The sequence below is a fragment of the Rhodoferax ferrireducens genome (assembly GCF_049302455.1).
Lineage (GTDB): Bacteria > Pseudomonadota > Gammaproteobacteria > Burkholderiales > Burkholderiaceae_C > Rhodoferax > Rhodoferax ferrireducens_B.
On the sequence record NZ_JBAQMD010000116.1, the window covers coordinates 15,964 to 37,883 of the forward strand.

At 59.9% G+C, this 21,920-nt stretch carries 24 protein-coding genes and 1 pseudogene; 10 read left to right on the top strand and 15 right to left on the bottom strand.

What is annotated here, in order from left to right:
- Positions 1 to 18 precede the first annotated feature (18 nt).
- From WA157_RS19180 to WA157_RS19220, 9 genes and pseudogenes are all read left to right on the top strand, one after another.
- A pseudogene (locus WA157_RS19180) lies at positions 19 to 135 on the top strand (FMN reductase (NADPH)); the annotation flags it as partial.
- Between the two features lie 254 nt (positions 136 to 389).
- A complete protein-coding gene (locus tag WA157_RS19185; protein WP_422622506.1) occupies positions 390 to 980 on the top strand; it encodes a TetR/AcrR family transcriptional regulator in 591 nt (196 codons plus the stop codon).
- Positions 981 to 1,044: 64 nt separating this feature from the next.
- Positions 1,045 to 2,145, top strand: coding sequence for an NmrA family NAD(P)-binding protein (locus tag WA157_RS19190; RefSeq protein WP_422622507.1), 1,101 nt, complete (start codon positions 1,045 to 1,047; stop codon positions 2,143 to 2,145).
- Positions 2,146 to 2,162: 17 nt separating this feature from the next.
- A complete protein-coding gene (locus WA157_RS19195; RefSeq protein WP_422622508.1) occupies positions 2,163 to 2,870 on the top strand; it encodes a hypothetical protein in 708 nt (235 codons plus the stop codon).
- Positions 2,871 to 3,074: 204 nt separating this feature from the next.
- Complete coding sequence (locus WA157_RS19200) at positions 3,075 to 3,632, top strand: RBBP9/YdeN family alpha/beta hydrolase (protein ID WP_422622509.1); 558 nt, start codon at positions 3,075 to 3,077, stop codon at positions 3,630 to 3,632.
- A gap of 49 nt (positions 3,633 to 3,681) precedes the next feature.
- Positions 3,682 to 4,680 carry a sulfate ABC transporter substrate-binding protein gene (locus WA157_RS19205; RefSeq protein ID WP_422622510.1) on the top strand — a complete coding sequence of 333 codons (999 nt, stop codon included), beginning with the start codon at positions 3,682 to 3,684 and terminating at the stop codon, positions 4,678 to 4,680.
- 61 nt (positions 4,681 to 4,741) lie between these two features.
- Positions 4,742 to 5,623: a sulfate ABC transporter permease subunit CysT gene (cysT, locus tag WA157_RS19210; protein WP_422622511.1), complete on the top strand. Its 882-nt coding sequence runs from the start codon at positions 4,742 to 4,744 to the stop codon at positions 5,621 to 5,623.
- Positions 5,620 to 6,486 carry a sulfate ABC transporter permease subunit CysW gene (gene cysW / locus WA157_RS19215; protein WP_422622512.1) on the top strand — a complete coding sequence of 289 codons (867 nt, stop codon included), beginning with the start codon at positions 5,620 to 5,622 and terminating at the stop codon, positions 6,484 to 6,486. Before cysT ends, cysW begins: the two co-directional genes overlap by 4 nt.
- A gap of 371 nt (positions 6,487 to 6,857) precedes the next feature.
- Positions 6,858 to 7,961 (top strand): sulfate/molybdate ABC transporter ATP-binding protein, encoded by a 1,104-nt coding sequence (locus WA157_RS19220; RefSeq protein WP_422622513.1) that lies wholly within the window; start codon positions 6,858 to 6,860, stop codon positions 7,959 to 7,961.
- A gap of 11 nt (positions 7,962 to 7,972) precedes the next feature.
- Here the strand turns inward: WA157_RS19220 and WA157_RS19225 are convergent, their stop codons facing one another.
- Genes WA157_RS19225 through WA157_RS19235 form a run of 3 tightly spaced genes read right to left on the bottom strand, consistent with a single transcriptional unit; the run spans position 7,973 to position 9,816 of the window.
- Entirely contained in the window at positions 7,973 to 8,185 is a 213-nt protein-coding gene (locus WA157_RS19225) for a DUF3820 family protein (RefSeq protein ID WP_422622514.1), read from the bottom strand.
- Between the two features lie 2 nt (positions 8,186 to 8,187).
- Positions 8,188 to 8,550: a translation initiation factor Sui1 gene (locus WA157_RS19230; RefSeq protein WP_422622515.1), complete on the bottom strand. Its 363-nt coding sequence runs from the start codon at positions 8,548 to 8,550 to the stop codon at positions 8,188 to 8,190.
- A gap of 51 nt (positions 8,551 to 8,601) precedes the next feature.
- Complete coding sequence (locus WA157_RS19235; RefSeq protein ID WP_422622516.1) at positions 8,602 to 9,816, bottom strand: MFS transporter; 1,215 nt, start codon at positions 9,814 to 9,816, stop codon at positions 8,602 to 8,604.
- 195 nt (positions 9,817 to 10,011) lie between these two features.
- Between WA157_RS19235 and WA157_RS19240 the strand changes: the two genes are divergently transcribed.
- Positions 10,012 to 10,230 (top strand): hypothetical protein, encoded by a 219-nt coding sequence (locus tag WA157_RS19240; RefSeq protein ID WP_422622517.1) that lies wholly within the window; start codon positions 10,012 to 10,014, stop codon positions 10,228 to 10,230.
- On the opposite strand, the gene nagZ is transcribed toward WA157_RS19240, so the two are convergent.
- The 12 genes from nagZ to WA157_RS19300 all read right to left on the bottom strand — a co-directional run bounded on the left by nagZ (position 10,227) and on the right by WA157_RS19300 (position 21,914).
- A complete protein-coding gene (gene nagZ, locus WA157_RS19245; protein WP_422622518.1) occupies positions 10,227 to 11,321 on the bottom strand; it encodes a beta-N-acetylhexosaminidase in 1,095 nt (364 codons plus the stop codon). The two genes, WA157_RS19240 and nagZ, sit on opposite strands and share 4 nt — an antisense overlap.
- Before the next feature lie 80 nt (positions 11,322 to 11,401).
- Positions 11,402 to 11,794, bottom strand: coding sequence for a holo-ACP synthase (gene acpS / locus WA157_RS19250; protein WP_422622519.1), 393 nt, complete (start codon positions 11,792 to 11,794; stop codon positions 11,402 to 11,404).
- Positions 11,791 to 12,549, bottom strand: coding sequence for a pyridoxine 5'-phosphate synthase (locus WA157_RS19255; protein ID WP_422622520.1), 759 nt, complete (start codon positions 12,547 to 12,549; stop codon positions 11,791 to 11,793). Before WA157_RS19255 ends, acpS begins: the two co-directional genes overlap by 4 nt.
- 2 nt (positions 12,550 to 12,551) lie before the next feature.
- Positions 12,552 to 13,301, bottom strand: a complete 750-nt coding sequence (gene recO, locus WA157_RS19260) for a DNA repair protein RecO (RefSeq protein WP_422622521.1) — start codon at positions 13,299 to 13,301, stop codon at positions 12,552 to 12,554.
- Between the two features lie 15 nt (positions 13,302 to 13,316).
- On the bottom strand, positions 13,317 to 14,258 hold the full coding sequence (gene era, locus WA157_RS19265; RefSeq protein ID WP_422622522.1) for a GTPase Era: 942 nt from the start codon (positions 14,256 to 14,258) through the stop codon (positions 13,317 to 13,319).
- A 128-nt stretch (positions 14,259 to 14,386) separates the two neighbouring features.
- The gene (gene rnc / locus WA157_RS19270) at positions 14,387 to 15,058 is read right to left on the bottom strand and encodes a ribonuclease III (protein ID WP_404818591.1); all 672 of its coding nucleotides are present in this window, start codon (positions 15,056 to 15,058) and stop codon (positions 14,387 to 14,389) included.
- 38 nt (positions 15,059 to 15,096) lie between these two features.
- Positions 15,097 to 15,447, bottom strand: a complete 351-nt coding sequence (locus tag WA157_RS19275) for a DUF4845 domain-containing protein (protein ID WP_422622523.1) — start codon at positions 15,445 to 15,447, stop codon at positions 15,097 to 15,099.
- 15 nt (positions 15,448 to 15,462) lie between these two features.
- The gene (gene lepB, locus WA157_RS19280) at positions 15,463 to 16,428 is read right to left on the bottom strand and encodes a signal peptidase I (protein WP_422622524.1); all 966 of its coding nucleotides are present in this window, start codon (positions 16,426 to 16,428) and stop codon (positions 15,463 to 15,465) included.
- Positions 16,428 to 18,239 (bottom strand): translation elongation factor 4, encoded by a 1,812-nt coding sequence (gene lepA, locus WA157_RS19285; RefSeq protein WP_422622525.1) that lies wholly within the window; start codon positions 18,237 to 18,239, stop codon positions 16,428 to 16,430. Before lepA ends, lepB begins: the two co-directional genes overlap by 1 nt.
- 463 nt (positions 18,240 to 18,702) lie before the next feature.
- Entirely contained in the window at positions 18,703 to 20,184 is a 1,482-nt protein-coding gene (locus tag WA157_RS19290; protein ID WP_422622526.1) for a Do family serine endopeptidase, read from the bottom strand.
- A gap of 75 nt (positions 20,185 to 20,259) precedes the next feature.
- A complete protein-coding gene (locus WA157_RS19295) occupies positions 20,260 to 21,276 on the bottom strand; it encodes a MucB/RseB C-terminal domain-containing protein (protein ID WP_422622527.1) in 1,017 nt (338 codons plus the stop codon).
- Positions 21,273 to 21,914, bottom strand: coding sequence for a sigma-E factor negative regulatory protein (locus WA157_RS19300; RefSeq protein ID WP_422622528.1), 642 nt, complete (start codon positions 21,912 to 21,914; stop codon positions 21,273 to 21,275). The genes WA157_RS19295 and WA157_RS19300 overlap by 4 nt, the downstream gene beginning before the upstream one ends.
- Between the last annotated feature and the right edge of the window lie 6 nt (positions 21,915 to 21,920).

Here is a 21,920-nt window from a genome sequence, read left to right on the forward strand (position 1 = left end):
TTCGCTGTCACACATCATCTGGACCTGCTGCCGCAAAACGCGCTGGCAGGCAAAACCGTGTTGCCCCTGGCCTCTGGCGGCAGCCCGAATCACCTGCTGGCGTTGGACTATGCGCTGCGCCCGGCATTGCAGGCGCCGTTGACGACGTGCGCAAACCCGCCGCCAAGCTGGGCCGCAAGATGAAGTTTGATGTGCCCCCTGCACGTCATCCCGCGCGACACCAACGATCGGGCCCGGGCTGTGGCGGACGACCTGATCAAGTACCTGGACGAAGCAACGATTGCCAAGGCGCAAGCCAATTTGTCCGGCGGATGCGAAAACGCGGTCACGCTTGACGGTAGGGCGGGCTGTAGTATGATGACCGTCATACAAAATACTGCCAACCAGAAATGCGCTATCCCGCCGACCAAAAGGCCGAAACACACAAGCAAATCGTGGACATTGCCGCCCGGGAGTTCCGCAGCAAGGGACTGCAGGGCATTGGCATCTCCAATCTCATGTCGCAGGTGGGTCTGACACACGGGGGCTTCTATGCCCATTTCAAAGACCGGGATGCACTGGTGGAAGAGGCGGCGGTTTGCGCCGCGAACCATGGTTTTCAGCAACTGATGGCGGCGGCCCAGGCGGCCGCGCCCGGCAAGGAAGTGGCGGCGATGCTGGACTATTACCTGAGCCCTGCGCACCGGGATGAGCCGGGCTTTGGATGTGTGCTCCCCGCACTGGCAGCCGAGATTGCCGGGCAAGCGGACTCCGTGCGCGACGCCTTTACCCAGGCAGCCAAGCAGAACCTGCGCCAGATGGCCCGTTACATGCCCGGTGCGAGTGAGAAGAGCCGGCTCTCGCAGGCCATGATGCTTCTCTCCAGCATGGCCGGAGGCGTGTTGGTCGCGCGGGCCGTCAACGACCCCAAGTTCAGCACGCTATTGCTCGATTCCGTTCGCACCCAGCTCTTGCATTTGTACGGCAGCTGGCTGGACTGAATTCGTTCGCTGCTTTTTTTTGCACCATTAGATGACGATCATCATACAACCCCAGGAGATAAACATGACACTGCCCCGCATACTGGTCACCAGCGCCGCCGGAAACACCGGCTTTCAGACCACAAAACAATTGCTGGAAAAGGGTTTCCCGGTGCGCGCACTGGTGCGCCGCGTGGATGCCCGCAGCGACGCCTTGAAAGCGCTCGGCGCAGAGATACGGGTAGGCAATCTGCAGGACATAGAGGATGTGCGCCAGGCCCTTCGGGATGTGCAACGCGCTTATTTCTGTGCGCCGCTGCTGCGGGGCGGATTGAGTGCCAGTGCCCTTTTTGCCAGCGCCGCGCAAGAGCAGCGGCTTGAGGTCGTCGTGGCCCTGAGCCAATGGCCGGCCGATCCGCGCCATCCCTCCATCCACACGCGCGAAACCTGGCTGTCCGACAAGATGCTGTCGTGGATGCCCGATGTCGATGTGGTCACCGTGAATCCGGGTTGGTTCGCCGACAACTACATGGCCGCCCTGGAGCCGATCGCCCAGTTCGGCATGATGCCCATGCCGCTTGGAGAAGGCATGAATGCGCCACCCTCGAACGAGGATATCGCGCGCGTGATCGTGGCGGCGCTCGTCCACCCGGCCCCGCACATCGGAAAGACCTACCGGCCTACCGGCCCCGTGCTGCTGTCCCCCGAGGACATTGCTGCGACCTATGCGAAGGTTCTTGGGCGGCCGGTCAGGTATGTCAACGCGCCAATCGGGATGTTTACCAAAGTGGCGCGTGCGCTGAACTTTCCGGACTTCACAATTGCCCAGGTGCTGTGGTATCTCGATGACTACCAGCGCAACGCGTTTGCCGTGGGAGCACCGACGCAGGCCGTGCTGGAAGTCACCGGGCAATGGCCGGAAGACTTCGAGACGATTGTTCGCCGCTACGTCGGCCAATCGCCCTGCGCTCAAAGAAACATGGGCGCCCGCCTGCGTGCGCTGGGCAGCATGGTGAAGATCCTGTTGACGCCAGCGCTGAACCCGGCACGCTTCGCACAGTCCAACGATTTTCCCCGTCTCGCCCAAACGGCTTTGGCGGCGGACTCGGCGCAATGGCTCGCCACGCACACGCCGGGCTCGGGCCTGCCGGCGGCACATCTGGTGGCCACCCCCCTGGCGCAATAAGGCGAAAGGGAATGAACATGAACACACTGTTTCTGCTCTTCGCCAGCGCCATGGTTGTGGTCGTGGCCACCGGATTGATGCGTTACCTGCCGCACGCTTACAAGACACCGGCCTTGATCGGATGGGTGACATGGATCACCTACGGCGGCATGCTGAGCTACGCTGGCGTGATTGGCAACGCATCGCTGATGCCGCCGGGGCTTTTCTACCTGCTCGCGCCCATGGTGCTGTTTGTCATGTTCATGGCCCGGTCCCGCCTGGGGTTGACCGTGGCACTGAGCTTTCCGACCTGGCTGCTGATAGGCACGGAATCGTTCCGCCTGGTGGTGGAACTCTTCCTGGACCAGCTGTGGCGCGACGGACAACTGCCCAAGATGATGACGTTCCATGGCGCCAACTTCGATATTCTGATCGGCGCATCGGCACCGCTCATGGCATGGCTGTTGGCATCAAGGAAGATTTCTGACCGGGCTGCACTGGCGTGGAATGTGCTCGGGATCGTCATGCTCGCCAATGTGGCGCTGCGGGGTGTGCTCACCGCCCCCGGGCCACTGCATCTGATCACCGCCGAGGTGCCCAATACGGCCATCGGAACCCTGCCCTTTTCGTACATTCCCGGCCTCATGGTGCCGCTGGCCTTGCTGCTGCATGTGCTGGCCATTCGGGCGCTGCGGCATCGCATGCGCCATCTTTCAGAACCCGCACTCCCTGTCAACGCAGCTTGAACAAGAGAACGCGGCAGCCGATGCCTATTGGCTTATGGAGCGGCAGGATAAAGCGGCTACCAGCCGCCATGCTGCCGCGATGAATGACGCTTTTATATGCGAATTTCGAAATAACCAAATGAAAAACAAGTAGTTTGTGTTTTAAGCAAGTCACCCCACAATGCGACCAACTTCAATTTCAGCTTGCAACGCAAGCACTTGACCATGGTCAGCATCATCATCATTCCTGGCTGGCGCGATTCGCCCGCTGGCCACTGGCAGAGCCTGTGGGCAGACCAGCTACCGGGCGCGGTCCGTGTGCAGCAAGATGACTGGGTGGCACCTTCGCGCAGTGCCTGGGTTGCGTCCATTGCCCGCACGGTGCTGGATCAAACCAAACCGGTGGTGATTGCCGCGCACAGCCTGGGCTGCATTGCCACCGTCCACTTACCACCTGAGGCCAACGCCCGCATCAAGGGTGCACTGCTGGTAGCCCCGGCTGACCCCGAGCGCCGGGGTGTGCTGGCTAACTTTGCCCCAGTGCCGTGCCAGACCCTGCCGTACCACAGCATCATCGTGGCCAGCAACAACGACCCCTATTGCCCGGTCCGCACCGCAGGCGCTTACGCCCGGGCCTGGGGCAGCGAATTTGTACGGCTGCAAAACGCGGGGCACCTCAACCTGGAGGCAGGCTTTGGTCCCTGGCCGCTGGGGCTGGCGCTGCTGCAGTCGCTCATGGGTGAAGCTGTCGCCTTTAAACAGGCTGCTTTGGCCGCCGCCTGACACCCCGCACACACTCTTTTAACTTTCTACAGACGCCAAAGGAAACACCATGAAATTTATGCAAAAAGTGACTCTAGCCCTTGCTGGTATTGCGCTTACAGCTACACAATTTGCAGCAGCTCAAACCCTGCTCAATGCGTCTTACGACGTGTCGCGCGAGTTTTACAAGGACTACAACGCAGCTTTTGTGGCCAATTACAAGAAGACCAAGGGCAAGGATGTCAAGGTGGATCAAGCCCATGGCGGCTCCAGCGCGCAAGCCCGCGCCGTGAACGACGGGCTGGACGCCGATGTGGTCACCATGAACACCACCACCGATGTCGAGTTTCTGGCCAAAAGTGGCATCGTCGCGGCTGACTGGGCCAAGCGTTTCCCCAACAATGCCTCGCCCACCACGTCGACCATGCTGTTTCTGGTGCGCAACGGCAACCCCAAAGGCATCAAGGACTGGAATGACCTGATTCGCCCCGATGTGAAGGTGATCGTGGTCAACCCCAAAACCGGTGGCAATGGCCGCATGGCCTACCTGGCCGCCTGGGGCTATGTGCGCAAAACGGGCGGCACCGACGCGCAAGCGGCTGAGTTTGTGAGCAAGCTGTTCAAAAACGTGCCCGTGCTGGCCAAGGGCGGGCGTGATGCCACCACCATCTTTTTGCAGCGCAACATTGGCGACGTGCTGATCACGTTTGAGTCTGAAGTGGTGTCGGTGGACCGCGAATTTGGCGCCGGCAAGGTGGATGCCGTTCACCCGTCGGTCAGCATCATTGCCGAAAACCCGGTGGCAGTCGTTGAGCGTACCGCGGCCAAGAAAGGCGCCGGCGATTTGGCCAAGGCTTACCTGAACTACCTGTACTCCGACGAAGCGCAAGAAATTGCTGCCAAACACGGCATTCGCCCAAGCAATCAAAAAGTGTTGACCAAATACGCCAGCACCTTCAAACCGTTGCAATTGTTCCCGGTGAGCGAGTACTTTGGCTCGCTCTCTGAAGCGCAAAAGGTTCACTTCAACGACGGCGGCCAGTTCGACAAGATCTATACCGTCAAGTAAGCGTTACACCGCCCTGACTGCCGGACCGCATCCGGCATGACAACCTTTTGATCACGCTTCAATGACCTCTGCCATCCTCTCCCCATCGCCCCTCGCGGGTGGCTTGCCCGCCAAACGCGCCACCCGGCGCGTGCTGCCGGGTTTCAAGCTGACGCTCGGCTACACGCTGTTTTACCTCAGCCTGATCGTGCTGATCCCGCTCTCCGCCCTGCTGTTCAAGACCTTCACCCTGACCTGGGTGGAGTTCTGGGCCGCAGTGGCCAGCCCACGCGTGCTGGCCTCGTACCGGCTGACCTTTGGGGCGTCGTTTGTGGCGGCATTGGTCAACGTGTTTTTTGGCCTGTTGCTGGCCTGGGTACTGGTGCGCTACAGCTTCCCAGGCAAAAAAATCATCGATGCGCTGGTGGACTTGCCATTTGCCCTGCCCACTGCGGTGGCGGGCATTTCACTGACTGCGCTGCTGGCCGGCAATGGCTGGATTGGCCAATACCTGGAGCCGCTGGGCATCCAGTTGGCGTTCAACCGCAACGGCATCGTGATTGCGCTGATCTTCATTGGCCTGCCGTTTGTGGTGCGCACCGTGCAACCGGTGCTGGAAGACGCCGAGAAAGAACTGGAAGAAGCCGCCACCTGCCTGGGCGCCAGCCGCTGGCAGACCTTTCGTTACGTGATTTTCCCGACCATCGCGCCCGCGCTGCTGACCGGTTTTGCCATGGCTTTTGCGCGTGCCATCGGCGAATACGGCTCGGTGATTTTCATTGCCGGCAACATGCCCATGATTTCTGAAATCACGCCGCTGATCATCATCGGCAAGCTCGAACAATACGACTACGCCGGTGCCACCGCCGTGGCCACGGTGATGCTGGGTATTTCGTTTGTCATGCTGCTGATCATCAACGGTCTGCAAGCTTGGCAGCGCCGCCGCTCGGGGGGAAAGACATGAGTGCGCGTGCGGGAACCTCTGAGCCCACTTGGGTACGCGTCTCCTTGATCTCACTGGCACTGGGTTTTGTGCTGCTGTTTTTGCTGCTGCCGCTGGCCGCAGTGTTCACCGAGGCGCTGCGCAAAGGCCTGCCTGCCGCACTGGAAGCCTTGCGCGAACCCGATGCCTGGAGTGCCATCAGGTTGACGCTCATCACCGCTGCCGTGGCGGTGCCGCTGAACCTGGTGTTTGGTGTGGCAGCCGCCTGGGCCGTGGCCAAGTACGAGTTCAAGGGTAAAGCGTTCTTGACCACGCTGATCGACCTGCCATTTTCCGTGTCGCCGGTGGTGGCGGGCCTGATTTACGTGTTGATGTTTGGCGCGCAGGGCTGGATCGGGCCGTGGCTGGCTGAGCACGACATCAAAATTGTGTTTGCCGTGCCGGGCATCATTTTGGCCACGATTTTTGTCACCTTTCCCTTCATCGCGCGGGAGTTGATTCCGCTGATGCAGGCGCAAGGCACCGAAGAAGAGCAAGCGGCCATCGTGCTGGGCGCCACCGGCTGGCAAACCTTCTGGCATGTGACGCTGCCCAACATCAAGTGGGGGCTGGTTTATGGCGTGATCTTGTGCAACGCCCGCGCCATGGGCGAGTTTGGCGCGGTGTCGGTGGTCTCAGGCCACATCCGCGGCCAGACCAACACGCTGCCGCTGCATGTGGAGATTTTGTACAACGAATACCAGTCGGTAGCGGCTTTTGCCGTGGCCTCGCTGCTGGCACTGCTGGCGGTGCTGACGCTGTTGATCAAGTCGGTGGTGGAGTGGCAGTTTGAACGCGACATGAAGGCGGCGGCTGCGTTGCCGCCTGAACGTCCTGTCGCTTGAGTTGATTGCTGAATTTTTGACGCTAATTTAGTTATGTCTTGTTCTGCCCCCACTCACTCCCCCCGCCCTCTCTCGCCCCGCCGGGCGAAAGAGGGAGCTAACCGCCACATTTGGCCGCGTGTTTTTAGGTGGGACGTACACGCGCCATTTGACGTTGATCAAGCCATGAATTTGATCGGGCTGTTCATGGGTTGCAGTCACTTCGAGGCCAGCGCGCAGGCAAAGACCAATTTCCAACCTTCAAACACATGGCCAAATGAGGCCCCCCTCTTTCGCCCGGCGGGGCGAGAGAGGGGTTGGGGGAGTGAGTGGGGGAAGCAACGAAAAAAAGCGATTAACTTAGATATAAAAAACGTACTGAATTAAACAAAATGAGCATAGAAATCCGCAACGTCAGCAAAGACTTTGGCACCTTCCACGCCCTGCGCAGCGTCAACCTGGACATCGAATCCGGTGAACTGGTGGCGCTTCTCGGCCCCTCAGGCTGCGGCAAAACAACGCTGTTGCGCATCATCGCCGGACTGGAAACCGCCGACCAGGGCCACATCGTGGTCAATGGCGCAGACACGACGACCAAGCATGTGCGCGAGCGCAACGTGGGCTTCGTGTTTCAGCACTACGCCTTGTTTCGCCACATGAGCGTGTTTGACAACGTGGCCTTTGGCCTGCGCATGAAGCCCAAGGCAACGCGCCCCGCAGAGGCCGTGATCAAGCAAAAAGTGCATGAGCTGCTGGGTCTGGTGCAGCTCGACTGGCTGGCGGACCGCTACCCGTCACAACTCTCCGGCGGGCAGCGCCAGCGCATTGCCCTGGCGCGCGCGCTCGCTGTGGAACCCGAGGTGCTGCTGCTCGATGAGCCCTTTGGCGCGCTCGATGCCAAGGTGCGCAAGGAGTTGCGCCGCTGGCTGCGCCGCCTGCATGACGACTTGCACGTCACCAGCATTTTTGTCACCCATGACCAGGAAGAAGCGCTGGAAGTGGCCGACCGGGTGGTGCTGATGAACAGCGGCCAAGTGGAGCAAATTGGCTCGCCGCAAGAGGTGTGGGACCACCCGGCAAGCCCCTTTGTCTATGGCTTCTTGGGCGACGTGAACCTGTTTCACGGTCGCGCCCATGAGGGCGAAATGCTCATCGGCGAAGACCAGCACGGCCTGCGCCTGGCCAGCCCTGAGCACAGCGATGTGCAGGACAGCAAAGCCTTTGCCTACGTGCGCCCGCATGATCTGGATGTGCAGCGCTACGTGGTGGGCTTGAACGCGGCAGACCAGCCGCGCGGCATTGTGGCCAAGCTGACCCGCGCGATGGTGATTGGACCGATTGCCCGGCTGGAGCTGCTGCCGCTGGATGCATCAGCAGCCGGCAGCGGCGACATCATTGAGGCGCAAATCCCGGCCCAGCATTACCGGGAACTCGATTTCAAGGAAGGCGACACGCTGGTGCTGACGCCACGCAAGGCAAGGGTGTTTGTGGCCTAATGATTACCTTTTCAACCCTTGCGCAGCGGCTTGAGCAAGTCGTTGAGTCCGTTGTGGTCAATCTCATGCATCAGGGCCAGCAGCCGCCCGATTTCACCCTTGGGCACACCTTCGCGCACAAACCAGCGCAGGTAGTCGCCCGGCAGGTCGGCAATGATCCGGCCTTTGTATTTACCAAACGGCATGCTTCGCGTCACCAGCAATTGCAGGTCTTGCGGCTGCATGCTCAGCCCCCTGCCCGCTTGACCACAAAGCCCTGGCTCTTGAGCATTTCCATCACGCGCACGCAGTGGTCACCCTGCACTTCAATCACCCCCTCCTTGACCGTCCCGCCCGAACCACAGGCCGTTTTGAGCTGTTTGCCCAGGGCGGCCAGCGCCGGCGGCTCCAGCGCCAGGCCACGCACCAGGGTCACGCCCTTGCCCGCGCGGCCCTTGGTTTCACGCGATACGCGCACCACGCCATCTGACGGCGCCGCAGCCACGGTAGCGCTGCAACGGCAACTGGCCACGGGCAAGCGGCACTGCGGACACATGCGCCCGCTGTCGGTGCTGTAGACCAGGCCCCCGCTGGTTGATCTGGACTTCATGAATGAATCGGCCTCGGTAAAGTCATGATGGATGGACGATAGGTCGCTCGGTCATGGCGCTGGATGGACCCGCTTGACGGGCAGCAGGAACCACGCAAAAGCGAGCCCCTGCACCAGCAGCAGCGCGGCGAACGTGAGTCGAAAGGCAGCAGCGCGACTCATGCCACCGGCGAAGCCGTCCACGGCGGCGCCAATACCCCATTGCAGGCCAAAGGCGCCGACGAAAACGAGCAGGTTGAGGGCGGTATTGACCCGCCCGGCCAGCGCCACCGGGAAGGCCGCGCTGAGCTGCGAATAAGCGATATTGCTCAGGCTGAACGACACGCCGAGCAGCGGCCAGAGCCAGGCCGGGCGGGTGAGGTCAAGAATGATGGCCAGCTCGGTCACCAGCGCCAGGCCCATGCCGACGCTCAGCAGCGTCATCGGCGCAATGCCGCGGCGGGCCAACCAACCCGAGCAGGTGGCCACGAAGAGGAAGCCGGCCAGCATGGCCAGCGCCAGCAAGAACAGCACACCGGCGGCATCGGTGCGCGTTACGCCGTTGACCTCCATCAGCCAGGGCATCGCCCACAGGCCCTGGATCGCCATGAAGCCACCAGAAACCAGGCAACCCTGCGGCGCAAACCGCCAGAACGTGCGGTCACAGAAGATGGCGCGCAGGGTGCGCAGCTGCTGAACGAAGGGCTCGCGCTCTGTACCCGCGGCATGGTCGGGCACCGTCAGCAGAAAACCCGCCGTCAGCACCAGCAAACCGGCGCAAAGAAAGAACACGCCGCGCCAGCCCAGCAACGGCAGCGCGGCCTCCACCGGCACACTGGCCGACAGCGCGCCCAGACCACCGGCGACCATGATGGTGGCCGTCAACGACGGCAGCCGCTCGACCGGGAACCACTGGCTGAAGGCCTTGAAACTGGCCATCAGGCAGGCCGAGACGCCCAGGCCGATCAGCGCACGGGCCAGCACCAGCACGCCGATCGTCGTCCCCAGGCCGAACAGCGCGCAGCCCGCGGCGGCCACCAGCAGCAGCGCCGCTTCGACCCGGCGCGGGCCAAAGCGGTCGAGCAGCAGACCCAGCGGCAGTTGAAACAGGCCAAAGGCGAGCAGATAGGCAGAGGTCAGCAGACCCAGGCCGGTGGCCGTCATGTCCAGTTCGTGCATCAACTCGGGCGCGATCACGGCGTTGACGCTGCGCAGTCCATACGACAAGAAATAGCCAAGGGCATAGGCCGGAACCAGGCGAAACCAAAGGCGCGGGGGGTGATTCATGGCGGCCATTGTCGCGGAAACCGACGGCCGCACTGTCGGTCGCCGCGCAGCCGGGATGGGCCAAGCTTGCCAGGCTTGCCGCCGGCTGCTGTCGTCTTGAATAAAGCTATATTTTTAATAGCTACTCACAAAGAATGCACGCGGGCAACGTGCCAAAATGGCTCATAAGCAAAGCGATTGTCAGGAGTTCTTCGTATGTCACGTCCCCAAGTGTGGGCGACCAAGGTCGCCGCCCTGATTCAAGCAGGCAACAGTTCGGCCGCGCTGGCACAGATCAAAGTCGCCCCCACGGTGAAGGATTTGCAGCAACTGCGCGTCCTCCTCTCCCAAGCCAAACTACTGGCGCAGCACCCCAACATCGATGCCGCAACCACCGACATGATCGCGGCGCCGCGGCTGCACCGCTCCCCCTAGGGCACCAGCGTCAGCGCATGTATGTAATCGGGGCGCAGCATCAAGTCATCCCATGGCAGCGCGGGCGTTTGTGGCAAGAGCGCGCGGCGGCGCTCTTCGCTGGCCTCCGAGGGCTGCCAGGCGCCTTTGAGCTGCGCCTCGGTCAGCCCGTTGATCCAGGCGTCCAGCGCGCCGCCAGCGCCCTCGCTGCTGGCGGGCGACTGGTTGCACAGCAACACCAGGTCACAACCCGCGTTCAATGCCGCCACCGCCGCCTGGGTGTAGCTGACCGGCTCGCCGTCGAGCAGACGCGCGCCGGCCATCGACAGGTCGTCACTGAAGATGGCACCGCCAAAGCCCAGTTGGCCGCGCAGGATGTCGTTCAACCATTTGCTTGAGAAACCCGCTGGCCGCGCATCGACCTTGGGGTAGATCACATGCGCGGGCATGACACTGCTCAGCGTGGTGTTCAGCCAGCCATAGGGCGCGGCGTCGTCAGCCAGGATCGCTTTCAGGCTGCGCTTGTCCACGGGAACGGCGCTGTGGGAGTCGGCTGCTACGCTGCCATGACCCGGAAAGTGTTTGCCGCAATTGGCCATGCCGCTCATGCACAGACCGTGCATCAGGCTTTTGGCCAGCAGACTCACCACGCGCGGGTCACGATGGAAAGCGCGGTCGCCGATGACACTGCTGGCACCAAAATCAAGGTCCAGCACCGGCGTGAAGCTGAAGTCGACACCACAGGCCCGCAACTCAGACCCCAGCACAAAACCGCAGGCGCTGGCGGCGTTGGTGGCACGCATGGCACCACTGCCCTGTCCGCCTTTTTTATCGTTCATCCATAGCTCGCCCAAAGCCCGCATGGGCGGCAAATGGGTAAACCCATCGGTCTTGAAGCGCTGCACACGGCCGCCTTCGTGGTCAACACAGATCAGCAAGTCACGCCGCACTTTTTTGATGTCGCGGCACAACTGGGTCAGCTGGGCGCGGCTCTGCCAGTTGCGGGCAAACAGGATGATGCCCCCCACCAAGGGGTGTTGCAGGCGCTGGCGGTCAATGCGGGACAGGCTCAAGCCCGCAATGTCAATGATGAGAGGCGCATGTTGGGTCATCGGGAAACCTTTGGTAGAAAATAATGCTATATGTTTAATAGCTACTTACGTATATTAGACGGGGGCTAGAGGCCAATTTCTTATAAACTTTCGACCACACAGAAGCTGGCAGCGTAGTCGGTTTCATCGGTCACACTCACATGGGCGCTTAAGGCCCGCGCGTCAAACCAGTCTTTCAAGGCGCCATGCAGCACGATGGTGGGCTTGCCGCTGGCCAAGTTGCCAACTTCGCACGAGCGCCAGGTCATGGGCATCGTCAGCCCCAAGCCAATGGCTTTGCTGAAGGCCTCCTTGGCACTGAAACGAGTCGCCAGAAAACGCACGCCGCGTTCCGGCCAGCGCACGCTACGCGCTTGCCAAGTGGCAAATTCAGCGTCGCTGAGAATCTTCAGCGCAAAGCGCTCGCCGTGGCGCGCGAGACTGGCGCGGATGCGGCGCACGTCGCAAATGTCGGTGCCAATGCCGTAGATCACGACCGGCCCTGGTCGATGCAGCGCAGGTAGGCCTGCACCGTGGCGCAGTAGCCCAGCTCCAGCGCGTCGGCAATCAGGGCATGGCCGATTGACACTTCGGCGACGCCCGGCACGGCTTGAATGAAAGCGGCGAGGTTGTCGCGGTTCAGGTCATGGCCGGCGTTGACGCCCAGCCCGGCGTCCAGCGCGGCTTGCGCCGCCTGGGCAAAGCGCGCAAGTTGCGCGTCCTGTTGCGGCGTGCCCCAAGCGGCGGCATAGGGCTCGGTGTAGAGCTCAACACGGTCGGCCCCTACCGCGCGTGCCGCCGCCATGGCGGTCGGGTCGGCATCCATGAACAGACTGACACGCAGGCCCCAGGCATGGGCTTGATCGATCAAGGGCCGCAGGCGCTGCGCGTCAAACGGGAAATTCCAGCCGTGGTCGCTGGTGAATTGACCCTCTGAATCGGGCACAAAGGTCACCTGGTGCACCGGCAGTTTTTTCTCAACCAGACCATGCACCACGTCCATCAAATTGTGCAGCGGGTTGCCTTCGATATTGAATTCACGGTCCGGCCAGGCTTGCATCAACAGCGCCAGATCCCGCACATCGTCGGTGCGGATATGGCGCTCGTCCGGCCGGGGATGCACCGTGATGCCGTGGGCGCCGGCCTGCAGACACAAGGTGGCCGCCCGCGTCACGCTGGGGATGCCCAGGTGGCGCGTGTTGCGCACCAGCGCCACTTTGTTGAGGTTGACTGAAAGCTTGGTGGTCATAGCTAAAGGGATTGCAGGTCGATCATCATTTGCCGCGTGCGCAGGGTCTGCACCCCGCAATGGTAATTCAGCAGCGTGCGAAGTTGCGGTTTGAGTTGCGTCATCACTTCCGAACAGGCGCGCAGCGTGGTGGTAAACGGTGCCGAGTCGGCCAGCGACTGCTGCAGCGTGACCCATTGGGCGCCGCTCAGGCTGGCCCGATCAGCGTCATTGGTCTGACGCAAACCGCCCTCGGGCACCAGGCTGTAGCGGCTCTGTGGGTCGAGTGCCAACAGCGTCATGGTCTGCGCATCCAGCAGGGGCAACAAGCCGATCTCGCGCAGCAGCAACAGCTCAAAGGCGCGCAAGGCCGACTGCAAAACCTCGCCATGCTCGGAGGCGATCACCTGCACCACCTGGGAATAGACGTCAAACAAGCGGGTGTGCGGGTCGTCGCGCGCCAGCAGTGTCAACAACAGTTCATTGAGGTACAGACCGGACATCAACGCGTCGCCGGTCGGCATGACGTGGCCGCCCTGCCACTCGGCAGCTTTCAAGGTGCGAATTTCGGCATCGCCGCCAAAGGCCACATGCAAGGGCTGCAAAGGCAACAGAATCGGGCGAAAACTGGAGCTGGGCCGCTTGACGCCCTTGGCCACCAGAGCAATGCGGCCATGGTGGCGGGTGAACACCTCCAGAATCAGGCTCGACTCACTCCAGTCATAGCGGTGCAGGACGTAAGCGGGTTCGTCAGAGATGCGTTGGGTCGCCACGGGGGGATCAGCAGATCACTGGTAGCCGAACGAGCGCACCCGCGCTTCATCGTCGGCCCAACCGGAGCGCACTTTGACCCACATTTCGATGAACACCTTGCAGTCCAGCGCTTTCTCCAGCTCCACGCGGGTTTCCATGCCGATGCGCTTGATGCGCTCGCCCTTGTCGCCAATCACCATGGCTTTGTGCGTGTCACGCTCGACCACGATGGTGGCGGCAATCCGGAGCAGGCGCTTTTGCTTGCCGCGACCAGCCTCTTCCTCGAACTTGTCGATCACCACTGTGGAGGTGTAGGGCAACTCATCGCCGGTCAGGCGGAACAGCTTTTCGCGCACCGTCTCGCTGGCCAGGAATTTCTCGCTGCGGTCGGTCAACTCGTCTTCGGCGTACCACCAGGCTTGCTCGGGCAGGTATTTTTCGCAGATGCCCAGCATGCGCTCGATGTCCTTGGCGTTCTTGGCCGACATCGGCACGAACTCGGCAAATTTGTGGCGCTGTTGCATTTCCTGCAGCCACGGCGCGATGTCGGCGCGGCGCGTGACCTGATCGAGCTTGTTGGCCACCAGCAGGGTCGGAATGTCCTTACTTAGCAGCGCCAGCACCTTGGCATCGGCCTGGTTGAACATGCCGGCCTCCACCACGAACAGAATCAGGTCCACGTCGCCGACCGCGCCGAGCACGGTTTTGTTGAGCGAGCGGTTCAGGGGGTTGTTGTGCCGCGTCTGGAAGCCCGGCGTATCGACAAACACAAACTGCGTCGCGCCCTGGCTATGAATGCCGGTGATGCGGTGGCGCGTGGTTTGCGCCTTGCGCGAGGTGATGCTGATCTTTTGGCCGACCAGCGCATTCATCAAAGTCGATTTACCGACGTTGGGTTTGCCGACGATGGCGATCAAGCCGCAGCGCTGACCTGCCACCGGCGTCCCCGCCGCACCCACGCGCATGCTCTTGAGCATGCTTTCTATATCATTCTGGCCTTCAGCCCCCGCCGTTATTGCATCAGAAGCTACTGATTCAGTAGCAGATGATTTGGCGACATCCAATTTCTTGGGTTTTGGTGTTTTAACAGTAGTTTTTGAAGCGGTCATTGCGCGGCCTTTGCCTTGAGTGTTTGCAGCATCGCAGCAGCTGCGGCCTGTTCGCCGGCACGACGGGAGCCGCCGATGCCACGTTCCAGAAAATTGAGTTCGACAATTTCGCACTCGACGTCAAACGTCTGCTTGTGCGCCGCCCCCAGGGTGGCAACCACCCGGTACAGCGGCAGGTTCATCTTGCGCCCTTGCAACCATTCCTGCAATTCGGTCTTCGGGTCTTTGCCAATGGCCTCCATGTCGGATTTGATTTCAACCGCCTGGAACAGGCGCCGCACCAAGCCTTGTGCCACGGCAAAACCGGCATCCAGATAAACCGCCCCAATGACAGCCTCCAGCGCGTCAGCCAGGATGGAAGGCCGCTTATGTCCGCCCGAGCGGGCCTCGCCTTCGCCCAGTCGAATGACCTCAGGCAAACCCAAGCCCAGCGCCAAATGATGCAGCGTATCTTGCTTGACCAGATTGGCACGCACACGCGACAAATCGCCCTCCGGCAGCGTGCTCAGGCGCTCGTACAGCAGGTCAGCCACAGCCAGACCCAGCACCGAGTCGCCCAGAAACTCCAGCCGTTCATTGTGATCAAGTGAAAAACTGCGATGGGTGAGTGCGCGCGTCAACAAACCCGGGTTGGAAAACTCATGCTGCAAGCGAGCCTGCAGCGCCATCAAACCATTATTCAAACCCACACCTCTTAGCGAACACTTTAGCGGGAACGTCCGGCATATTTAAGCGTCAGGTAGCCGGGACCGGCGAGGTGAATCTCGCGCTGGTAGGAAAAACTGACGACGATCTTGTCGTTCTCCTTGGTGACCTCCAGGTCCTTGCCACTCAGGGAACTGATGTTGTCGACCGCTGCCGCCTTGTCAAAAATACTGCGCACCTCGGCCACCGAATTGCCTTCACTGGCCTTGTTCGCCGCTTTGAGAACCGCCTGGTATTCGATGGCAGTGGGCACAATTTGGGCGGTGATGACGCCCGCCACAGCCAGCAGACCACCGACAAACAAGAGCCCCAAAAAAGACAGGCCACGCTGCCTGGATTTGAACTGAACCATCTCGCATTCTCCTAATCAGTTGAACGAGCCGATGCGCTTCAAGCTGCTGAAGTTCATCCAGACAAAAAATGCTTTACCAACAATGTTCTTATCCGGCACAAAACCCCAGTAACGCGAGTCCAGCGAGTTGTCGCGGTTGTCGCCCATCATGAAGTAGTGGCCTGCAGGCACTTTGCATACCACGCCTTCAACACTGTAGCGGCAGTTTTGCCTGAAGGCAAAGTCGTCCGCGCCGGGAATAAAGGCGGGCCGGTCATCATCGTTGAGCAAACGGTGCTTTTGCTCACCCAGGGTTTCTTCAAACTGTTTGAAGTAACGCATGGCGTCTTCGTCGAAGTACTCCGGCAACGCGACGGTTTCAATCACCTGACCATTGATGGTGAGACGCTTGTTCAGATAAGCCACCTCATCACCGGGGACGCCGACCACACGCTTGATGTAATCGAGGCTTGGTTTGGGTGGATAGCGGAACACCATCACATCGCCGCGCTGCGGCGGCGTGCCTTCGCTTATCTTGGTATTGAGCACCGGCAGGCGCACACCGTAGTGAAACTTGTTGACCAGAATCAGGTCGCCCACCGTCAGGGTCGGAATCATGGAACCAGACGGAATTTTGAAGGGCTCGAACAGGAACGAGCGCAAGAAAAACACGGCGATGATCACCGGGAACAAGCCCGCCGTCCAGTCCAGCCACCAGGGCTGCGCCAGCAGGCGGCTTCTGGCCTCGGTGATATCCATGTCAACCTGGCTGATACCTTGTTTGACGAGTGCTTCGCGGCGCTTGATCGCATCAGCCTCCAGCAACGCCACCGCCTTCTGCCGCTGCGGCAGGAAGTAAAAGCGCTCGGCCAGCCAGTAAACCCCGGTCACCACCGTGGCCAGAAACAGCAACAAGGCGAAGTTGCCTTCGAGCATGCCAAGGTACCAGGCACCGGCGTAGCCGACGAAGGCCGCCAGAATGAAAGAAGTCAGGATTTGCATCAAGCGTCCACCTGCAAAATCGCCAAAAATGCCTCTTGCGGCACGGACACCGAACCAATCTGTTTCATGCGTTTCTTACCTTCTTTTTGCTTGTCCAAAAGCTTGTGTTTACGCGAAATGTCGCCGCCATAGCACTTGGCAATCACGTTCTTGCGCATGGCTTTGATTGTCTCACGCGCAATGACGTTGGACCCGATCGCGGCCTGGATCGCCACGTCGTACATTTGCCGGGAGATGATCTCGCGCATTTTGGCAACCACCGCACGACCCCGGTATTGCGACTGGGAGCGGTGCACGATGATGGACAGCGCATCAACCTTGTCGCCATTGAGCAAAATATCAACCTTGACCACATCGGCGGCGCGGTACTCCTTGAACTCATAGTCCATCGACGCGTAGCCGCGCGACACGCTTTTAAGTTTGTCAAAAAAGTCCATCACGATCTCTGCCAGCGGCATTTCGTAAGTGAGCATCACTTGCCGGCCGTGGTACGCCATATTCATCTGCACGCCGCGCTTCTGGTTGGCCAGCGTCATGACCGCACCCACGTAGTCTTGCGGCATGTACAAGTGCACGGTGACAATCGGTTCGCGCACCTCGTCAAGGCGACCCTGATCGGGCATCTTGGATGGGTTCTCGACCATCTTGACCGTGCCATCCGCCTGCACCACCTGGTATTCCACGCTCGGTGCCGTGGTGATCAGATCCTGGTCAAACTCGCGCTCCAGACGCTCCTGCACGATCTCCATGTGCAGCAGACCCAGAAAGCCACACCTGAAACCAAAACCCAGAGCCTGCGACACTTCAGGTTGATAGCGCAGTGAAGAGTCGTTGAGTTTGAGTTTTTCCAGGCTGTCACGCAGACTTTCATACTCGCTGGCCTCGGTCGGATAAAGGCCCGCAAACACCTGTGGCTGGATTTCCTTGAAACCCGGCAAGGGCTCGGTGGCCGTAAACGCGGCACCACCGGTACCGGCTTTGATCAGGGTAATGGTGTCACCCACCTTGGCCGCCTGCAGTTCGCGAATGCCGGCAATGATGTAACCGACCTCACCCGCCTCCAATGACTCGCGCGGTTCATTAGCGGGCGTGAAGACCCCCAGGCTGTCGGCGTTGTAGGTGGTGCCGGTGGCCATCATCTTGATGCGCTCACCCTTGGACAGACGCCCATCGACCACACGCACCAGCATCACCACACCCACATAAGTGTCGAACCAGCTGTCGACGATCATGGCACGCAGTGGACCGGCCGGGTTGCCTCTGGGCGGCGGCATGCGAGCCACCACGGCTTCCAGGATTTCGTCAATGCCCATGCCGGTTTTGGCCGAGCACGCGATCGCATCAGTGGCATCAATGCCAATCACATCTTCAATTTCTATCTTGGCGTTATCTGGATCTGCATTGGGCAAGTCCATCTTGTTCAAGACCGGCACCACCTCCACCCCCAGATCAAGCGCGGTGTAGCAGTTGGCCACCGTTTGTGCTTCGACGCCCTGGCTGGCGTCCACCACCAGCAGTGCACCCTCACAGGCAGAGAGCGAACGACTGACTTCATAGGAGAAGTCAACGTGCCCCGGTGTGTCGATCAAATTGAGGTTGTAAATCTGGCCGTTCTGCGCTTTGTATTTGAGTGACGCCGTCTGCGCCTTGATGGTTATCCCGCGCTCTTTCTCGATATCCATCGAGTCCAGCACCTGGGCCTCCATCTCCCTCTCTTGCAGACCCCCACAACGCTGAATCAAGCGATCTGCCAGGGTGGATTTGCCATGATCAATGTGCGCAATAATCGAAAAATTTCTGATGTGATTCATCAAGGGCGAGCTTCAAGTGACTGAATTAGAACGATGAGAGGCAAGAAAAAAGGGCACGTCAAGTTTTGACGCGCCCTGAACCAACAATCATTGGCAACTGCGATAGCTGGAAGTTCATTGTAGGTAAAAACCCCAGAACATACAGCCCAAAAAACAGTCAACATGAGTCGTTGCAGTGCAGCAACAAAATTTTATACACAGCTTATCAACATAATCGATAGGTCAACCTCTGGACAACTTGTGGGTGAACTGTGGATCACCTGTGCATCCCTGTTCATTATCCCGCATCGTGGGGTTGAACCCTTTTGATATGCCTTTAAGCCCCAATTGTGTACTCTCATTCTAACCAAAACAGCCATAGTTAAAACTGAAAGTTAGTGAATGCAAACTTGGGCCGAACAAAAAGACGGGTAAAAAAACATCAAGCCCCTCCTGGAATTGGGGTCTTGCACCGCTTGTTTGCCTAACGCGCCGGTCGAATCACCGCATATTGCGCCCATTCGCCACGCCGCAACAGAACGCTGACGGCCTTGTTCTTGTCAAGCTTTGCCAGCGCACTTTCGAATTCCTTGATGTTGGCAATCACCACATTGGCAACGGCAACAATCACGTCGCCCTCACGGATACCAGCGCGGGCAGCCGCATCGGTCGCGGCTTCGACCTTCACGCCACCTTTGACCTTGAGTTCTTTCTTCTGCGCATCAGTCAATTCGGTGACAGCCAATCCAAGCGCCTGCCCTGCGCTGGATGCTTTGGGCTTTTCCACCTTCTCAGCCGCTTTGGCTGCGACTTTGTCTGCTTCAATCTCCGCGATGGTGACAGTCAACTCTTTCTGGCTACCACGACGAAACACAGTCAGGCTGCTTCGGGTACCCGGCTTGGTGCTACCCACCATGCGCGGCAAGTCACTGGATTTCTCGACCGCCTTCCCTTCGAACTTGATAATGATGTCGCCTGCTTCCACGCCTGCCTTCTCGGCCGGCGATCCAGGCTCGACACCGCGTACCAGCGCCCCTTGGGCCTTGCCCAAACCGATGGACTCCGCCACCTCTTTGGTCACCTGGTCAATTTGCACACCGATGCGCCCGCGCGAGACCCGACCCGACACGCGCAACTGCTCGCTGACGCGAAACGCTTCGTCCATCGGAATGGCAAACGAGATGCCCATAGAGCCACCCGAGCGCGAATAAATCTGGCTGTTGACACCCACCACTTCGCCGCGCATGTTGATCAAGGGGCCGCCCGAATTGCCAGGATTGATAGCCACATCGGTCTGAATGAAGGGCAGATAGTCGCCCGTGTCGCGCTGCTTGGCACTCACAATGCCGGCCGTCACGGTGTTGTCCAAGCCGAACGGCGAGCCGATCGCCATCACCCATTCGCCAACTTTGAGTCGACCCACGTCGCCCACTTTGACAGCCGGCAGGCCGACGGCCTCGATCTTGACCAGCGCAATATCACTGCGCTTGTCCGCACCAATGATTTTGGCCTTGAACTCGCGTTTGTCAGTCAGCGTCACCAGCACCTCGTCAGCGCCGTCGACGACGTGGGCATTGGTCATGATGAGACCGTCCGCCGACAGGATGAAGCCGGAACCGACGCCACGCGGCTGCGAGTCTTCTGGCATCGGCGGATGATTCTTGGGCGGCGTCTGGTGCGGATTTTTCGGACCATTGGGCATATTCGGAATCGGCAACCCGAAACGACGGAAAAACTCCAGCATTTGTTCGTCCACACCACCGGAACCGTCGGATGGCGTCACCTTTTCAAGCGTACGAATGTTCACCACCGATGGCCCCACTTGCTCCACCAAGTCGGTAAAGTCCGGCAAGGTGCGCACCTGAGCCATCGCCTGCGACACGGGCACCAGAACGACCGACGCCGTCAAGGCAAAAGCACTGGCGAGAACAAAAGAATGCAACTTCTTCCAATCGATATGAATCATCATCGACCTTTCTTCAATAAACAAATGGCTAATTAACGGAAACAGGGCTTCGATACGCTTCGGACATATAAGGTTTCATTTCTGCCGCTCAAGCCCCTGCGCAAAAGCCGCCAGGGTTTCGGTCGGAACTTCGCCAACCGCTGTGAGCCACCAGTCCCCCAAACGACGCGTCAGGGTGTGTGTGGCGCCCATGGCCTGGCTCGCTGGCTGACCATGACGCCGGGCAACAAAGGGCTCGATAAAAAGCGAAACCGACGCGAGCCCGTCGGAAAAAATCCATTGCACGGTGTGCTCATGCTGACTTTGAGCGCTGCCCTTCACTGAGCGCTGGTAGCAGCTCATGGGCTGAAAACCGGGTACTACTTGCTTTAAAAACCAACCTTCGGCTTCGGCCGTGGTTTTGCGCATTTGAGGCTTCTCAAGCTTATAGCCTTCGGTGTGGCTCATCATTTGCGCCAGCTGGTCCATGCTGACCGGCACGTCAAATTGCAAATCGGAGAAAGCCGCTTGTTCCAGCACCTGCCCCCGCGCGTTCAGGGTTTGCAGTTTGACCATCAATCCAGTATCTTTCTCAATCCAGACCCGATAGCCAAAACGCAAGCTGTCGACCGGCTGCAGTTCCAACACATCGGCTTCAAAACCGGCAACCCGATCACGGCCAAACTCGTGAACACGGTAATACTGCGCAATGGCAGCATTGTTTGCTTGCAGCAACTGCGGGAAAAGTCCCAATGACTCGCGCTTTTCTGCCAGCACCACCCGGTTCTCGGGCAAAAACGTCAGTACCTGGTCGTTGCGGCGAAACGTGGAGCGCGGCGCGCCCGTCAGCGACTCCACGCGCTCCATCTGCTGCGTGCCATCACAGACATGCCAAATGCGGGCGCTTGACAAGCGCCCTCCCCCCGCCACCACAAATGTACCCACATAGGCGCGCTGGCGCGACGCATCGTGCATGCGCTGCAACCAGTCGCCGATACTGCGCTCAGCGACGGGTCGGTCAACAGCCGCAGGCGCCGCAGCGCTAATCGTGGTCTGAGCCGTTGCTGTGGCGCTCAGCGCCATGAGCAGCAACCCAGCTAGGTAATGGCTCAAGGAACGCCTCCCTCAAACGTGGCGTTACGAAGAAACCCAGCCGGTCCCTGCAGCGCAGATGTACCGCCAAATTGTTTGTGTGCCGCCAGCAGCGCATCAAGTTGCGGGTCGCGGATCATGCGCTGCGGCTCAGCACCGACGCCAGGCTGCGTTAACCCGACCTCGGGCTGGAGCGCCTGAACTGGCACCTGCGCGAGTTGCCGCGCCCCACCCAGATCACCCCAGCCGCTGACAATTTGCCAGCCAATGAGCGCGACCGTCGACAACGAAGCCAAGCCAGCCAGCATTTTCCAGCGGAATCGACCGTCGTTGGCACTCCAATATCTTGAGCCATTCTGGACTCCAGCCCCCGTCGTACCTGGATCATTAGCTATTAATTCAGGAGCGATCGCATGACGCAATTGCGGCGTCTCCTGCTGCAGGCGCAACTTCAAACTTTGCAGAAAATCAGCATCGCGTGCACTCACCACCGGCTCACCCGAGCGCAACACATCGCCCACCAGATGATAGGTGCGCCAGGTGAGTCGGGCCTCTTCAGTCTGATTGACCCATTCAACCGTTCGCGCGAAATCCTCATCGCGCAACTGCCCATCGGCCAGTGCCGATATCAATTCACGATTTTTCGCAGCTTCTTGCATCATCAA

What these genes read in the sequence shown, in the direction of transcription:
- WA157_RS19185 (WP_422622506.1), top strand. Translation starts at nt 390, where the DNA reads ATGCGCTATCCCGCCGACCAAAAGGCCGAAACACACAAGCAAATCGTG.
- WA157_RS19190 (WP_422622507.1), top strand. Translation starts at nt 1,045, where the DNA reads ATGACACTGCCCCGCATACTGGTCACCAGCGCCGCCGGAAACACCGGC.
- WA157_RS19195 (WP_422622508.1), top strand. Translation starts at nt 2,163, where the DNA reads ATGAACACACTGTTTCTGCTCTTCGCCAGCGCCATGGTTGTGGTCGTG.
- WA157_RS19200 (WP_422622509.1), top strand. Translation starts at nt 3,075, where the DNA reads ATGGTCAGCATCATCATCATTCCTGGCTGGCGCGATTCGCCCGCTGGC.
- WA157_RS19205 (WP_422622510.1), top strand. Translation starts at nt 3,682, where the DNA reads ATGAAATTTATGCAAAAAGTGACTCTAGCCCTTGCTGGTATTGCGCTT.
- cysT (WP_422622511.1), top strand. Translation starts at nt 4,742, where the DNA reads ATGACCTCTGCCATCCTCTCCCCATCGCCCCTCGCGGGTGGCTTGCCC.
- cysW (WP_422622512.1), top strand. Translation starts at nt 5,620, where the DNA reads ATGAGTGCGCGTGCGGGAACCTCTGAGCCCACTTGGGTACGCGTCTCC.
- WA157_RS19220 (WP_422622513.1), top strand. Translation starts at nt 6,858, where the DNA reads ATGAGCATAGAAATCCGCAACGTCAGCAAAGACTTTGGCACCTTCCAC.
- WA157_RS19225 (WP_422622514.1), bottom strand. Translation starts at nt 8,185, where the DNA reads ATGCAGCCGCAAGACCTGCAATTGCTGGTGACGCGAAGCATGCCGTTT.
- WA157_RS19230 (WP_422622515.1), bottom strand. Translation starts at nt 8,550, where the DNA reads ATGAAGTCCAGATCAACCAGCGGGGGCCTGGTCTACAGCACCGACAGC.
- WA157_RS19235 (WP_422622516.1), bottom strand. Translation starts at nt 9,816, where the DNA reads ATGAATCACCCCCCGCGCCTTTGGTTTCGCCTGGTTCCGGCCTATGCC.
- WA157_RS19240 (WP_422622517.1), top strand. Translation starts at nt 10,012, where the DNA reads ATGTCACGTCCCCAAGTGTGGGCGACCAAGGTCGCCGCCCTGATTCAA.
- nagZ (WP_422622518.1), bottom strand. Translation starts at nt 11,321, where the DNA reads ATGACCCAACATGCGCCTCTCATCATTGACATTGCGGGCTTGAGCCTG.
- WA157_RS19255 (WP_422622520.1), bottom strand. Translation starts at nt 12,549, where the DNA reads ATGACCACCAAGCTTTCAGTCAACCTCAACAAAGTGGCGCTGGTGCGC.
- era (WP_422622522.1), bottom strand. Translation starts at nt 14,258, where the DNA reads ATGCTCAAGAGCATGCGCGTGGGTGCGGCGGGGACGCCGGTGGCAGGT.
- rnc (WP_404818591.1), bottom strand. Translation starts at nt 15,058, where the DNA reads ATGGCGCTGCAGGCTCGCTTGCAGCATGAGTTTTCCAACCCGGGTTTG.
- WA157_RS19275 (WP_422622523.1), bottom strand. Translation starts at nt 15,447, where the DNA reads ATGGTTCAGTTCAAATCCAGGCAGCGTGGCCTGTCTTTTTTGGGGCTC.
- lepB (WP_422622524.1), bottom strand. Translation starts at nt 16,428, where the DNA reads ATGCAAATCCTGACTTCTTTCATTCTGGCGGCCTTCGTCGGCTACGCC.
- lepA (WP_422622525.1), bottom strand. Translation starts at nt 18,239, where the DNA reads ATGAATCACATCAGAAATTTTTCGATTATTGCGCACATTGATCATGGC.
- WA157_RS19290 (WP_422622526.1), bottom strand. Translation starts at nt 20,184, where the DNA reads ATGATTCATATCGATTGGAAGAAGTTGCATTCTTTTGTTCTCGCCAGT.
- WA157_RS19300 (WP_422622528.1), bottom strand. Translation starts at nt 21,914, where the DNA reads ATGCAAGAAGCTGCGAAAAATCGTGAATTGATATCGGCACTGGCCGAT.